This is a genomic window from Flavobacterium gyeonganense (assembly GCF_029625295.1).
Classification (GTDB): Bacteria; Bacteroidota; Bacteroidia; order Flavobacteriales; family Flavobacteriaceae; genus Flavobacterium; species Flavobacterium gyeonganense.
On sequence record NZ_CP121112.1, the window covers coordinates 1978376 to 1993614 of the forward strand.

Annotated in this window: 15 protein-coding genes and 1 pseudogene; 14 read left to right on the top strand and 2 right to left on the bottom strand. The window is 34.2% G+C overall.

From position 1 onward, the window contains the following. Positions 1–10: 10 nt before the first annotated feature. Positions 11–703, top strand: coding sequence for a DUF2461 domain-containing protein (locus P5P89_RS08535; RefSeq protein ID WP_278011547.1), 693 nt, complete (start codon positions 11–13; stop codon positions 701–703). Between the two features lie 68 nt (positions 704–771). On the opposite strand, the gene P5P89_RS08540 is transcribed toward P5P89_RS08535, so the two are convergent. Next, on the bottom strand, positions 772–1095 hold the full coding sequence (locus P5P89_RS08540) for a single-stranded DNA-binding protein (RefSeq protein WP_269233935.1): 324 nt from the start codon (positions 1093–1095) through the stop codon (positions 772–774). Between the two features lie 237 nt (positions 1096–1332). Between P5P89_RS08540 and P5P89_RS08545 the strand changes: the two genes are divergently transcribed. From P5P89_RS08545 to P5P89_RS08565, 5 genes are all read left to right on the top strand, one after another. Continuing rightward, on the top strand, positions 1333–1767 hold the full coding sequence (locus P5P89_RS08545; protein ID WP_278011548.1) for a hypothetical protein: 435 nt from the start codon (positions 1333–1335) through the stop codon (positions 1765–1767). 78 nt (positions 1768–1845) lie between these two features. Beyond that, positions 1846–3375 carry a bifunctional GNAT family N-acetyltransferase/carbon-nitrogen hydrolase family protein gene (locus P5P89_RS08550; RefSeq protein ID WP_278011549.1) on the top strand — a complete coding sequence of 510 codons (1530 nt, stop codon included), beginning with the start codon at positions 1846–1848 and terminating at the stop codon, positions 3373–3375. Positions 3376–3409: 34 nt separating this feature from the next. Then, positions 3410–4429 carry a hypothetical protein gene (locus tag P5P89_RS08555; RefSeq protein ID WP_278011550.1) on the top strand — a complete coding sequence of 340 codons (1020 nt, stop codon included), beginning with the start codon at positions 3410–3412 and terminating at the stop codon, positions 4427–4429. A 94-nt stretch (positions 4430–4523) separates the two neighbouring features. Continuing rightward, a complete protein-coding gene (locus P5P89_RS08560; protein WP_163396300.1) occupies positions 4524–4871 on the top strand; it encodes a hypothetical protein in 348 nt (115 codons plus the stop codon). Positions 4872–4880: 9 nt separating this feature from the next. Beyond that, the gene (locus P5P89_RS08565) at positions 4881–7292 is read left to right on the top strand and encodes a M20/M25/M40 family metallo-hydrolase (protein WP_278011551.1); all 2412 of its coding nucleotides are present in this window, start codon (positions 4881–4883) and stop codon (positions 7290–7292) included. Between the two features lie 53 nt (positions 7293–7345). Here P5P89_RS08565 and P5P89_RS08570 read toward each other — a convergent pair whose 3' ends face one another. Beyond that, complete coding sequence (locus P5P89_RS08570) at positions 7346–7741, bottom strand: rhodanese-like domain-containing protein (protein WP_278011552.1); 396 nt, start codon at positions 7739–7741, stop codon at positions 7346–7348. Between the two features lie 147 nt (positions 7742–7888). Here P5P89_RS08570 and P5P89_RS08575 point away from each other — a divergent pair, with 147 nt between their 5' ends. From P5P89_RS08575 to P5P89_RS08610, 8 genes and pseudogenes are all read left to right on the top strand, one after another. Next, positions 7889–8788 (top strand): LysR family transcriptional regulator, encoded by a 900-nt coding sequence (locus P5P89_RS08575; RefSeq protein WP_278011553.1) that lies wholly within the window; start codon positions 7889–7891, stop codon positions 8786–8788. Further along, positions 8776–9225 carry a GNAT family N-acetyltransferase gene (locus tag P5P89_RS08580; protein ID WP_278011554.1) on the top strand — a complete coding sequence of 150 codons (450 nt, stop codon included), beginning with the start codon at positions 8776–8778 and terminating at the stop codon, positions 9223–9225. Before P5P89_RS08575 ends, P5P89_RS08580 begins: the two co-directional genes overlap by 13 nt. An 83-nt stretch (positions 9226–9308) precedes the next feature. Then, positions 9309–10124, top strand: coding sequence for an NAD-dependent epimerase/dehydratase family protein (locus P5P89_RS08585; RefSeq protein WP_278011555.1), 816 nt, complete (start codon positions 9309–9311; stop codon positions 10122–10124). A 112-nt stretch (positions 10125–10236) separates the two neighbouring features. Further along, a complete protein-coding gene (locus P5P89_RS08590) occupies positions 10237–10713 on the top strand; it encodes a methylated-DNA--[protein]-cysteine S-methyltransferase (protein WP_278011556.1) in 477 nt (158 codons plus the stop codon). A gap of 23 nt (positions 10714–10736) precedes the next feature. After that, positions 10737–10961, top strand: a complete 225-nt coding sequence (locus tag P5P89_RS08595; protein WP_278011557.1) for a hypothetical protein — start codon at positions 10737–10739, stop codon at positions 10959–10961. Between the two features lie 87 nt (positions 10962–11048). Continuing rightward, positions 11049–11761: pseudogene (locus P5P89_RS08600) on the top strand (3'-5' exonuclease). An 87-nt stretch (positions 11762–11848) separates the two neighbouring features. After that, positions 11849–12925 (top strand): winged helix DNA-binding domain-containing protein, encoded by a 1077-nt coding sequence (locus tag P5P89_RS08605; RefSeq protein ID WP_278011558.1) that lies wholly within the window; start codon positions 11849–11851, stop codon positions 12923–12925. A gap of 180 nt (positions 12926–13105) precedes the next feature. Further along, positions 13106–15178 (top strand): prolyl oligopeptidase family serine peptidase, encoded by a 2073-nt coding sequence (locus P5P89_RS08610; RefSeq protein ID WP_278011559.1) that lies wholly within the window; start codon positions 13106–13108, stop codon positions 15176–15178. Positions 15179–15239 lie beyond the last annotated feature (61 nt).

Genomic DNA, 15239 nt, shown 5'->3' on the forward strand with positions numbered 1-15239 from the left:
TAAAATTTATATGAAAAACCAAATCATAATTCCACAATCTGCTCTTGATTTTTTACAGCTGCTCAAAGAAAACAATAACAAACCCTGGTTTGAAGCACATAAACAGGAATATCTAACTGAATTAAGCCATATTGAAGCTTTTGCAGATGCTTTATTACAGGAACTTTCTAAAACTGATATCCTGGAAACCAAATCTGGTAAAAAAAGTGTGTACCGAATTTATCGTGATATTCGTTTTTCTAAAGACAAAACACCTTTTAAAACATTTTGGGGAGGCAGCTATACACGTGCAACAGCAGCAAGACGAGGCGGTTATTATTTTCATCTTGAAAAAGGAAACAGCTTTTTTGCAGGTGGTTTTTGGGGACCTAATGCGGCAGATCTAAAGAGGATTAGAACTGAATTTGCCCAGGATCCGGAAACGTTTCGGAAAATTTTAAATTCAAAATCTTTCATCAGTAATTTTGGAACTTTACAAGGAGAGCAACTCAAAACAAAACCAGCAGGCTTTGATGTAGATCATCCCGCAATTGACCTCCTCCGTTTCAAACAATTTTTGGTAATCAAACGTTTTACAGATGAAGAAGTCTTGAACGCGCTTTTCTTAAAACAGGCTTTAGACACATTCAAAAACATGAGACCATTTTTTGATTATATGAGCGAGGTACTGACAACTGATATAAATGGCGATTCGATATTATAAAATTTGTTTTCAAAATAAAACCCGACAGGTTTTTTAAAGCCTGTCGGGTTTAACCAACAATTGAAATCTTATTTGCTGAGCAGTAAAATTTCGTTTACCACAATTTCTGTAACGTAACGTTTCTCTCCGTTTTTATCGTCATAGCTTCTGTGTGTCAGTTTTCCTTCAACGGCGACTTCTTTTCCTTTTACTACATATTTTTCGATAATTTCGGCCGTTTTGCCCCAGGCAGTAACACGATGCCATTCGGTTTGCTCCACTTTTTCACCTTTATCATTAGTGTATTTCTCATTGGTAGCAATACTTAAATGCGCTAATTTTCTTCCGCTGTCTAATGTTTTGATTTCAGGGTCATTACCTACGTTACCGATTAATTGTACTTTGTTTTTCATGGCGTATACTATTTTTTAAAGGTTTATATAAATTGAATCGTTCGTCAAATTCAACGATGCAAAGATGTGGCGAGTCTCAAAAATTAGTCGGTTATGAACTATTTACTTTCGGTTGTAACTGTTTGTAACCGTTTGTAAATGGAAATTAATTTAGTATATTTGAGAGAAATATACTATTTAGAACATTAAATGCAGTTAGAAAACAAGAGAAAATCCATCATTAGATTTTTAGCAACTATGAGCTTGCTAATTTTCTTTTTGCCTTTTTTTCAAATGTGTTCAGATGAAAATATTAAAAGTTCCCGATTTATAAAATCTTATTCGGCTGCTAAAACGAATCAGGAAAAGGAGATTGCGTTTCAAAAAACCAAAAAAGATTTTTCATTGAGTGGCTATGATTTAGCAATGTCTTTTGAACCGGTTTTCTCAGGTTTTACAGCAATTATGTTTCTTAATATAACCATATTTATTTGCGTTTTACGAAAACATTATAACCTGATATTCTTTTGCCTTATAAATCTTTTTATAATTATAACATCTTTAATCGCATTAGCTTTATCGTTTCCATTTTTGACAGAAATCAGATATGGCTTGATTCTTTGCTTAACCAACGCTTCATTACTTTTCTATTTTATTTATAGAGATCAGGAAATAACATATGGCAGTTCCTAATATTTAGTCAGTTTTAATAATAAATTCAGTTTTTATACTTCAATTTCTAAATTGAAAACAGAGCAAAACCAAACATACATGCAGACAAAAATCAACAAAGTAGAATTACGAAATTTAAAATTTGAAGATTATAAAGAACTCAAAAACTCTATGGTCGAATCTTATCCGGATATGGCCAATTCTTATTGGAGAGCAAATGATATTGAAAGATTGCTTTCTATATTTCCAGAAGGCCAACTGGTAATTTTAGTAGATGGCAAAGTGGTTGGCTCTGCATTATCCCTTATTGTTGATGAAAAATTAGTAGACAAAAGGCACAATTACAGGCAGATTGTTGGAGATTATACCTTTTCTACCCATAATCCAGATGGGGAAATTTTATACGGTATTGATGTTTTTATTCATCCTAATTTCCGAGGATTACGATTGGGCAGACGTTTGTACGATGCCCGAAAAGAATTGTGCGAGCAATTGAATCTCAAAGCTATTGTCTTTGCCGGAAGGATTCCGAATTATGCCCAGCATTCAAAAAAAATGACGCCAAAAAATTATATTGATAAAGTAAGACACAAAGAATTACACGATCCGGTGCTTTCATTTCAGCTGAGCAATGATTTTCACGTTTTGCGTATTATGAAAAATTATCTGGAAGGAGACGAAGAATCAAAAGAATTTGCTGTACTTCTTGAATGGAACAATGTCTATTATGATGAAAGTCCAAAACTAATTAACCTCGAAAAAAGCGTCATTCGTCTGGGTCTTGTACAATGGCAGATGCGTCAATTGAATAATCTGGAAGAATTTTTCGAACAGTCAGAATTTTTTATCGATGTGGTTTCAGGATATGGAAGCGATTTTGCTCTTTTTCCGGAACTTTTTATTGCGCCACTAATGGCAGATTACAATCATTTATCAGAAGCAGAAGCTATTAGGGAGCTCGCCCGCTATTCTGACCCGATCAGAAAGCGTTTTCAGGAATTGGCTATTTCATACAACATCAATATCATTACCGGTAGTATGCCCTATTTAGAAAATGGCAATTTGTATAACGTCGGCTTTTTGTGCAAAAGGGACGGGACTTCTGAAATGTATACCAAAATTCACATTACCCCAAATGAAGTGGTGCACTGGGGAATGAAAGGAGGATCCCAATTTAAAACCTTTGACACCGATTGTGGTAAAATCGGAATCCTGATCTGTTATGATGTCGAATTCCCGGAACTTCCAAGATTACTGGCAGATGAAGGCATGAATATCCTTTTTGTTCCTTTTTTGACCGATACACAAAATGGTTACACCCGTGTAAAACATTGTTCGCAGGCACGTGCCATTGAAAATGAATGTTATGTGGCGATTGCAGGCTGTGTAGGGAATCTTCCGAAAGTAAATAATATGGACATCCAATATGCACAGGCTGCTGTTTTTACCCCTTCGGATTTTGCTTTTCCGAGCAACGGTATCAAAGCCGAAGCGACTCCAAATACAGAAATGACATTGATTGTAGATGTAGATCTGAATTTACTCAAAGAATTGCATGAGCATGGAAGTGTCCATACACTGAAAGATAGAAGAAACGATTTGTATGAAATAAAAAAATTAAATCAGTAATGAAATTTACTTTATATAAACCAACAGACAAATTATGAAAAAAATAATGCTTCTTTTTATAGTTTTAGTATTATTCAGTTGTGGAAGAGATCCTTATCCGAATTCGATTTCGGATTTTAGGCCTGAACTACAAATTCATCTTAAAAAGCTGGCATCAGAAAAACAACTGCCATCACGTGATACAATTGCACGAAATTATATAACTAAAAATTGTACAAAAGAAGAGTTGTTAAAACTTCTTAAATGTGAAGATCCTGTGTTAAGGGTCATAGCGTACAGAACATTGGTTAACAAAAATGATAAAGATTATTTTAAAATTCTTTTATGTCATTTAAGTGATACAACGAAAATTACGTGGTGGTATTACGAAGATGCTGCCGATGATTTTATGGTTTCAGACTTACTAATTAGAAAGGCTGAAGACAGTAGAAAACTTACTAAGGTTCAAAAAAGGATTTTAGTAGATAGTGTATTATTGAAACATCCTTATTTAGATGTTTCAAATTGGATGATTGTAGATATAGAAGCTAATGAAAAATATTATTCGATAATAAAACAAAGATCAAAATTAAAAACGGACAGATGTGGAGATCAGATAGGTACTTGTTATGCATTATCTAAATTTAAGAAAAAACAAGATTTAGCATTTTTAAAAAGCATTTTTAATAAACTGGAAAACCCTTGTGAGGATTGGATTTTTAAAGCAATTGAAGAAAATCCGGTTGAGATTTATTTTTCAGTACTTGATAAGTATTTTAATTCAGTAATAACAAAGAGAAAACAATTTTCTTATGAAGATTTAAAATATTATTGCCGTGCAATTGCAAAATACCAAAACAATAAAAGTTTATTACTGTTAAAAAAATTATTAGACAAAAAAAATTATCCTGATACTTCATATTTTAAAGCTAATGAAGAATATGTTTTTAAGGCGATTCATAAATACAAAGCACCAGTTTATGATGAACTGTATAAAGAATTAAAACCTAAAATGAGTGATTTTGTTATTGAATATTTAGATAAACCTGATTACGATGATACTACAACCTGGTAAGACAAAATACTTCGTCATAGCCCTGACAACAAATACAAAACATTCATTCGCTTAAAATAAAAACCAAATTGCCTATTCAAATTAAGACAGATCTATGAAAACATGCCTCGAGTGCGCTGAGAAAATTGTAGGCCGGGAAGACAAAAAATTCTGCTCAGACAGCTGCCGCAATGCTTACAATAATAAAATAAACAAGGATAGTACCAACTTTATGCGGAATGTGAATAATAAACTCCGTAAAAATTACCGAATTTTGTCTGAATTAAACACAGAAGGAAAATCTAAGGCAACCAGGGAAAAAATGCTCAATAAAGGTTTTGATTTTGATTTCTTTACCAATATCTTGCAGACCAAAACAGGTAATACCTACTATTTTCTATACGATCAGGGATATCGGTCTTTGGACAATGATTATTTTATGCTCGTAAAAAAAGAAATTTAATACCACAATATGAAAAAAAATCCTACTTCAATTCTGGCTTTCTTAGGAGTCTTAGGAATTCTGGTCATCATTTATGCCTCAATGATGCCCCAGTATATCTCTAAAGATGAAGAAGCGCTTGCTGAATTCTCAACTGAACGAGCACTAAATCAGGTTCAGATTATAGCCCAAAAGCCCCATTTTGTTGGCTCAACCAATCATGAACTAGTTGCCAATTACCTTAAACTGGAATTAAACAGAATTGGTCTCGAAACCTCGGTTCAGGAAGGTTTTACCCTGAACGACAAAGGTCTTTTGGTAAAATCCAAAAATATTCTGGCGCGTATAAAAGGAACTGATAGTTCAAAAGCCTTATTGTTGCTTTCGCATTATGACAGCGCACCGCACTCTTTTTCTAAAGGAGCGAGTGATGATGCTTCGGGAGTTGCTACAATACTTGAAGGTGTTCGAGCCTTTTTATACGCTAACGAAAAACATAAAAACGACATCATTATCCTTTTTTCTGATGCTGAAGAATTAGGTTTAAATGGCGCAGCCCTATTCGTCAATAAACACCCATGGGCAAAAGATGTTGGACTTGTCTTAAATTTTGAAGCAAGAGGCTCTTCTGGCCCAAGCTACATGCTGATGGAAACCAACAAAGGAAACGAAGGACTTGTAAAAGAATTTTCGAATGCCAAAACAAAGTATCCTGTTTCAAACTCCCTGATGTACAGCATTTACAAAATGCTTCCAAATGACACCGATTTAACCGTTTTTAGGGAACAGGGAAATATTCAGGGTTTCAATTTTGCTTTCATCGATGGCCATTACAATTACCACACGCAGCAAGACGATATTCAGCATTTAAACAAAACCACATTAACACACCAGGGATCTTATTTGATGCCACTTTTAAAATACTTTTCTAATATTGATTTAAACTCTACTCACACAACAGAAGACAATGTTTATTTTAATGTTCCATTCGGATTCTTTATAAATTATCCTTTTTCATGGGTTTTCCCAATGAGCGTTATTGCTTTAGGACTGCTTGTTTTCTTTATTTTCGTTGGAAAAGTAAAACATCTCATTTCTTTCAGGGAAATTTTTAAAGGATTTGTTCCTTTGTTAGGTTCCATCATCATTGCCGGTCTTGTAACCTTTTTGGGATGGAAAATCATTCTGCAGATTTATCCGCAGTATTCTGATTTACTAAATGGCTTTACCTACAATGGGCACGCGTACATTGGGGCATTTGTAACACTTAGTATTGCGATTTGTTTTGCTTTTTACCATCATTTTTCTGAAGAAAAAATTACGATGAATCATTTCGTAGCGCCGTTATTGTTATGGATTATCATCAATATTGTTTTAGCCAATCAATTAACGGGAGCAGGCTTCCTGATTATCCCGGTGTATTTTGGAGTTCTTTTATTGGGAATTTTTGTCTTCACTCATCATTACAGCGTTGGTTTGAATTTATTATTCAGTATTCCGGCTCTGGCAATTGTGGCACCGTTTATTGTGATGTTTCCAATTGGTTTAGGTTTAAAAATCCTTTACGGAAGTGCCGTACTAACTGTTTTACTTTTCGGATTACTGCTTCCTGTATTTGGATCTTTTGTAAGAAAGGGAATCTGGACCATGCTTTTCTTCATCCTGTCGATCAGCTTTTTTGTATATGCGGGTGTAAATTCAGATTATGAACCTGGAAAAGCAAAATCAAACAGTTTATTATACGTTTATAATGCCGACAAAAATTCTGCTGTATGGACTACTTATGATACTAACCTCGACGACTGGACCAAATCATATCTTGGGAATATAAATCAGAAAGCAGTTGGTTTGAACGGTCTTCCAATAGCCAGCAAATACAACACCCCTTTTACTTACAGTGCTGTTGCTCCTAAAATAGAAGTTCCAAAGCCAACTATTTCCTTTGTAAGAGACAGTGTAATAGGAAGCAAAAGATATCTTAAAATAAAAATTACACCAAACCGTAAAGTCAACCGTTACGATATTTATGCCAATCCAAAAATGTCTTTTTACAATTTTAAAGCCAATGGCGTTTCGGCTTCCGTAGAAAAAGGAAACCTTTTGGAGAGAAAGGACAGCAAAATCTTATGCTACTATGTGGTAGGAAACGAACCTCTTGTAATGGAATTCATCATCAATAAATCATCTGTTTTTGATATGGATATGATTGAAAGCTCTTTCGATTTAATGACCAATCCGTTGTTCAATATCAAACCAAGAAGCAACTGGATGATGCCAACACCTTTTGTTCTGAATGATGCTGTTTTGGTTCAGCAGAAAATAAAACGATATTCACCGCCGGTAAAACCTATAGAAACCGCTCCTGTAACAGACAGTGCAACCGTTAAAATAGATAGTCTGCCACCAGTAATGAAAATTAAGAAAGAAGTAATCAATCAATAGTGATTTCTAAAAAGGAAAGGCAGACTTATCAAAACAGTCTGCCTTTTTTATATTTAACAGACACATTCAATCTTCAGTCCGCCTTTCGCTCCTTCTGAGCCTTCAGTTGCATATCCGTCGAGCTTCCACCACTCCAGTCCGCCAATTAATTCTTTCACTTTAAATCCGAGTCTCAACATTTTTAAAGCCCCTTTTGTCGAAGCGTTGCAGCCAATTCCGTCGCAATAGGTCACGTATAAAACATCTTTATCCAAATGTTTTGTTGATTCTAAATTCATATCCCGATGAGGAATATTAATTGCGTTCGGAATATGTTCTTTCTCATAACCAAAAGTTCTTCGGGCATCCATTACAACTATTTTTTCTCCATTGTTCAGGGCTTCAAATAAATCTGACGGATCCATTTCAAAGGCCAGCTTATTTTCGTAATGCTTAATTTGTGCTTCCATTATTTTAGTATTTTAAAGTTTTTTGTTTTTCAAAATTAGAATGGTTTACATTCTTATAAAAACGAAAAGAATTCATAAATCTCATTACTTTTTTTCATACAAAAGCCAGTCTAAAATTTTGTTTCTTTGTGTATCAAATGATTAAAAATGGAAATACGTCACTTAAAATTGATAAAAGCAATTGTCGAAGAAGGAAGCATTACCAAAGCTATCGACAAACTTCATCTGACACAATCTGCACTAAGTCATCAACTCAAGGAAGCAGAATATCAATTAGGAACGGCCATTTTTTTACGAACCAATAAAAAACTGGTTTTGACCAAAGCAGGCGAAAAAATCTACGATCTCGCCAACGAAATCCTGAACAAACTCACAGAAACCGAAACCCAGATTAAACAAATGGTTTTTGGGGAATATGGCGAAATTAGAATCAGTACGGAGTGTTTCTCTAGTTATCATTGGCTTCCGTCGGTTTTGAAGCAGTTTCATCTTTTGTATCCGAATGTGGAGCTGAAAATAGTGATTGAAGCAACTCATATTCCGTTGCAGAAACTTTTAGACAACACCATTGATATCGCCATTATAAGTGATCCGATTAAAGACAGCAATATAAAATACACCGAACTTTTTCAGGACGAGGTTATGATGGTTGTTTCTGAAAATCATACCTGGGCAGATAAAAAGTATGTTGTGGCAGAAGATTTTATCAATGAACATCTGATTATTCATTCGCTCCCTATGGAAACCGTTACGATTCATCAGTTTCTTTTGGCTCCAGCCAAAGTGACTCCAAAGAAAATAACCCCAATGCCTTTAACAGAAGCGTCCCTTGAAATGGTAAAAGCCGATATGGGTGTAATGTCAATGGCAAAATGGGCCGTTCAGCCTCACTTGAGATCCAGTCCGATCAAAGCAATTAAAGTTGGAAAAAATGGCTTAAAGAGAAAACACTTTATCGCCACAAGAGCAAATGAAAATTACCCGGACTATTTCAATCATTTTATTAACTTTCTACAAAACGAAATCAATCTGCAATGGAATATTTAATAAGAAACTGCGAAATAGCCGATCTGACAAAATTAGTTGTTCTCTGTCAAAAACATGCTGAATTCGAGAAAGCCGATTATGATCCTGAAGGAAAAGAAGAGGGCTTGAAAAAAGAACTTTTTAATGAAAATCCTAAATTGTTTTGTTTAGTTGTTGCTGCAAAACAAACAATCGTTGGTTATGTATCCTATACTTTTGATTTTTCAACCTGGAGTGCCGGATATTATATGTACATGGATTGTCTGTTTTTAGAAGAAAATGCCCGAAATTTTGGAATTGGAGAGGTTCTCATCCATAAACTAAAAGAAATCGGAAAAGAGAAAAATTGCGTGAACATGCAGTGGCGTACACCCCAATTTAACGAAAGGGCAATAAAATTCTACCACAGAATTGGTGCAAAAGGGAAAGACAAGGTTTGTTTTTTTCTGGATTTGTAATCTTACGATTAAAAGAAATCATTTTCATGAGTAAAATCATCCTTTACAACTTTGTACCTTTATAGCTTTGAACTTTCATACAAATGATAAAAATAAGCATATTAGGTTGTGGATGGCTCGGACTTCCTCTGGCAAAAAGATTAATTGAAAAAGGAAATTCAGTAAACGGATCCACAACTTCAGAGAATAAACTTCCGATTTTAAAAGAAGCCGGGATAAATCCGTTTTTAGTTGCGCTTGAAAGCGAAAGTGTTTCTGAAAACATCAATGCTTTTTTAGCAGAAAGCGAAGTCCTGATTATTGATATTCCACCAAAACTGAGAGCTGTCAATCCGGATTCTGAAAAGAAAGTTTTTGTCGAAAAAATCAAAAACCTGATTCCGTTTGTAGAGAAATCATCCGTCAAAAAAGTGCTTTTTATAAGTTCAACTTCAGTTTATGGAGATGCAAACGATTTGATTACGGAAGAAACAACTCCAAATCCGGAAACTGAAAGTGGTAAACAATTGTTTTTGGCAGAGAAAATGCTACAGAAAAATCAAAGTTTTGAAACCACAATTCTGCGTTTTGGCGGATTAATTGGAGAGAATCGTCATCCTGTTACTTCATTATCCGGAAAAGAAAACTTAGCAAATGCAGATGCTCCCGTAAACCTGATTCATCAAAACGATTGCATCAGCATCATTGAAGAAATCATAAACCAATCTAAATGGAATGATGTTTTTAATGCGGTTGCGCCATTTCATCCAACAAGAGAAGATTACTATACGCAAAAAGCGAAAGAACAAAACCTTATTTTACCGAATTTCAGCGCTGAAAAATCTAAAATTAAAAAGGTTATTTCAAGCAAAAAAATTGAAACCGTTTTGGATTATCTATTTAAACTGGAAAATTATTGAACCATATAAGTTATATAAGTTCATATAAAGCAAAGTTGCATAAAGCTTAACTGAACTTATATAACTTATATGATTAAAAAACATTTACGAACTTTGTGTTTAAACTAAATTCATGGAAACAGCTTATATCAATTCGCCTCTCGGTATCACCAAAATTATTGGTGATACAAATGGTATTTCAGTAATTTCTGTTTCAGATGTTGGCACAAACGAAGTCTCAGAAACCATTCCTGAAGTTCTGAGTGAAGCTGTTTCGCAGTTAAACGAATATTTCGAGGGTAAAAGAACCTATTTCGACTTAAAACTAAACCCAAAAGGCACTGAATTTCAACAGAAAGTCTGGAAAGTCTTGCTCGAGATTCCATACGGAAAAACAGTCAGCTATATGGATCAGACTAAAAAACTCGGAGATATAAAAGCGATTCGGGCTGTAGCATCTGCAAATGGCAAAAATCCGCTTTGGATTGTGGTTCCCTGCCATCGGGTTATTGGCACGAACGGCTCCCTTACGGGTTACGCCGGAGAAATATGGCGTAAAAAATGGCTTTTGGAGCACGAAAGCCCGACTGCACAGCAAAGTTTGTTTTAGTTACAATTTATAACCCATTCATTATGGCAAAAATAGTTATGGAAAGCTGGAGAGAAGGTTTAAAAGGAGTTTCACTTGTAAAGTTGCAAAATGAAATATTAGGATTAGGTTTGAAAGAAGCTAAAACTAATTTAGATAATCTTTTAGATGACATTCAAATAATTCTGGAAATTGCTGATGAAAATTTATCTAAATATTTCTTAGAAGAAGCAGATAAGCTAGGTGTTAATTGTAAATTCATAAAATAAATTTAATAATAGTAAGAATTTTATGCATATTTGTAAAAAAAATCTAAGTAAGTCTAACCATCAAATATCTAAGAAGTCTCCAAAAAAATGATTGAAAAAATAAACCTCAACAACATTTTATTTCTTGATATAGAAACCGTTCCTGAAGAAGAAAACTTTAATTCACTCGATGCAGAAATGCAGTCACTGTGGGATTTAAAAACACAATATCAGCGGAAAGACGATTTTACTCCCGAAGAATTTTACGATCGTGCCGGAATCTGGGCTGAGTTTGGAAAGATAATCTGTATTTCGGTTGGTTACTTTACGATCAAAGGAGATATTCGGAATTTCAGGGTAACTTCTTTTTTTGGGGATGAAAAAAGATCCTGAAAGATTTTAATAATCTGCTGAACAATCATTTCAATCAGCCTCAGCATCTTTTATGCGGACACAATGCTAAAGAATTTGATATACCATTTATCGCACGCCGAATGATTATCAACCAAATTGCAATTCCGGACAAACTGAATTTATTTGGCAAAAAACCATGGGAAATTCCGCATCTGGATACTTTAGAATTATGGAAGTTTGGTGATTATAAACACTTTACTTCTTTAAAATTACTGACTAAAATCCTCGGAGTTCCTTCTCCAAAAGGTGATATCGACGGAAGCCAGGTGGCACACGTTTTTTATGTAGAAAAAGACATTGACCGAATCGTAACCTATTGTGAAAAAGATACGATTGCTGTCGCGCAGATTTTCCTTCGCTTACGCAGGGAAGATTTATTGATTGAGGAAGAAATTATTCATGTATAGTTTATTTGAGATACTAAGCTACTAAGATTTTGAAATGCAAAATTTAAATGAACTTACATAACTTATATGGTTTAAAAAATGTTTCAAATGACACACGAGGAAATTTCAAATCTTAGGCTTGCTTCCCAAAAATTACACAAAACCAATGCTTATTCGCCAGAGGAAATTGTCAGGCATCTTGGTGCCATACAGGCTCAGGATTATGCAATGGCAAAATGGGCGATTGGTTCCAGGTGTGATGCTACTGAAAAGGAAATCGAAGAAGCCATTAATTCCGGAAAAATAATCCGTACCCATATTTTACGACCAACCTGGCATTTGGTTGCTGCAGAAGATATTTACTGGATGCTCGATCTTTCCGGACCACAGGTCAAACGTATTATTCTTGCCGAAACGAAAAAATATGGTTGTGACGAAAAAGAATTTGACAAGATTAACTCAGCAATAGAAAAAATATTGGCCGGAAACAATCATTTAACCCGGGAAGAAATCATAAAGGAATTGAATGTCAAAACGTTTTCCGGCGATTATAAATTAAGTCCTGTCCTGATCATGATGTATGCTGAATTAGATGGTTTAGTATGCAATGGCAAAATGAAAGGCAAAAAAATGACGTATGCGTTACTGGAAGAACGAGTTCCTAAACCAAAAAACAAATTAACCAAAGAAGAAGCTTTAGCTAAACTTGCACAACTTTATTTTGAAAGCCGTGGTCCGGCAACAGCCTCAGATTTTTCACATTGGTCCGGTTTTTCTGCAACAATTTGCAAATCCGTAATTAATACCATTTCGTTGCAATTGAACAGTTTCGCTATTGATAATCAGCAGTATTGGTTCGGAAAAAATTATTCTAATCCCGATAATTTCCGCGAAAGCATCCATTTTCTTGCTGCCTTTGATGAGTATTTGATTTCGTATAAAAACCGCGAATCTTCCATTTTATTAGAGCATCAAGCAAAAGCTTTTACCAAAAACGGCATTTTTAAACCTTCAATTGTAGAAAACGGAAAAGTAATCGGAACCTGGAAAAGAACCATCAAAAAAGATCATGTCAAAATTGAAACCGACTTTTTTAATCAAACCGAAATGAACAAAAAGCAACTACTTTTTGAAGGAATAAAATCTTTTGAAAATTATCTGGAAACGAAAATTTTTATTGAATAAAATTCATAATGATTTAAGTAACTCATTTGTTTTGACTGCGAAACTACTTTTGTAATGCTCTTTTATAATTAATAGAATTGTTAAGATTTTATTCTTTCAGAATGGTTTTGTTATATTTGAATTTAAATAGTAAAGCTTTTAATTATATCCTAACGAACTACTTACAAAAATAAATACTAAATGAAAAAATCAATAATTGCATTTTTATTCCTCTTAACGAATATCTACACTATGACCGCTCAGGAAGATCCTTATTTATGGCTGGAAGAAGTCGACGGAAAAAAAGCATTGGATTTTGTTGAAAAAGAAAACAAAGCCACGTTAGACGTTCTTACTAATCAAAGTGAATATCAAGATATCTACACTAAAAGTCTTGCTGTTTTAAACGATACAGATAAGATTGCTTACCCAGGAGTTTTTGGAGATTATATTTATAATTTTTGGCAAGATAGCGAGCATGTTAGAGGTATTTGGCGCAGAACAACCAAGAAAAGTTACTATAGTAAAAATCCTGTCTGGGAAACACTTTTAGATATTGATGCTTTGAGCAAACAAGATAATATTAAATGGGTTTATAAGGGTGCACAAGGTTTGTATCCAAAGTATGACCGCTTCTTAGTAAGCCTTTCTAATGGTGGTGGTGATGCTGTTGAGGTTAAAGAATTCGATGCAGTTACCAAGAAATTTATTCCAAATGGGTTTTCACTTCCAGAATCTAAAAATAGTGTCAGTTACTTTGATGCAAATACTTTAATTGTCGGAACCGATTTTGGCGAAGGAAGCATGACCTCTTCTGGTTATCCAAGAGTTGTTAAATTATGGAAAAGAGGAACCAAATTATCTGAAGCAAAAACAATATTTGAAGGAGATGTTGCCGATGTTTCGGATAATGGATACTTAATTCGGGATGGTGAAAAGAGTTATCTTTTTATTGGAAAAGGAGAAACATTTTACACCTCAAAATCTTTTGTAATGGTTAACGATAAATTGGTAAAACTGGATATTCCTGATGATGCTAATTTTAGTGCAATATTAAATAATCAGGCAATAATAAATTTAAAATCAGATTGGACAGTTAATGGCAAAACCTTCAAGCAAGGTTCTGCTATTAGCCTCAATTTTACTTCATTATTAAAAGGAGAAAAAGACTTGCAGCTTATTTATGAACCGGATGCTTACAGTAGCATTTCGGAAATTTCAAGTACCAAAAACTTTTTGTTAATGAACATTTTAAACAATGTAAAAAGTGAGCTTTATTCTTATTCTTACACAGATGGTAAATGGAATAGAGCCAAAACCAATGCTCCTGAATTTGGAACAATCGAAATCGTAGCAACTGATGAATTTGGTGATGATTACTATTTTAATTATCAAAACTTCCTCACTCCTACTTCTTTATTTAGTGCTAATGCAAAAAACAATACAGTTCAAAAGGTAAAATCCCTTTCTGCATATTTTGATGGCAGCAAGTACAAAGTGGAACAATTTAAAATGAAATCGAAAGATGGTGAAATGATTCCATATTTTGTGATTGCGGGAAAAAACATTAAATATGACGGAAATAATCCAACTCTACTAAATGCTTATGGTGGATTTGAAGTTTCAGAACAACCTTTTTATTCTGGCGTTATCGGCCAAGCCTGGTTAGACAAAGGAGGCGTTTTTGTATTAGCAAACATTCGAGGTGGTGGAGAATTTGGACCAAAATGGCATCAGGCAGGATTGAAAGAAAAAAGGCAAAATATTTACAATGATTTTCATGGAATTGCCGAAGATTTAATTACAAAAAAAATTACATCCAGTAAACATTTAGGCATTATGGGAGGCAGTAATGGTGGATTACTTATGGGAGTTGCTTTTACCCAGCGTCCTGATTTATACAATGCAGTTGTATGTCAGGTTCCGTTGTTAGATATGAAACGTTATAACAAATTATTAGCCGGAGCAAGCTGGATGGGTGAATATGGAGACCCTGACACTAGTGATTGGGATTTTATTAAAAAGTATTCCCCTTATCAAAACGTAAATAAAGGCACCAAATATCCGGAAGTATTCTTTATGACTTCTACCAGAGATGATCGTGTTCATCCGGGTCATGCCAGAAAAATGGCTGCTAAAATGATTGATATAGGTGATAAAATTTACTATTACGAAAATACTGAAGGCGGACATGGCGGCTCTTCAACCAACGAGCAAAGAGCTAAATTTTATGCTTTATATTATTCCTATTTATGGAAAAAACTAAAAGTATAATGCACATATTAACGAATAGAAACATTTACCGCAGATTGGCAGATTATTTAATTTAAAATCT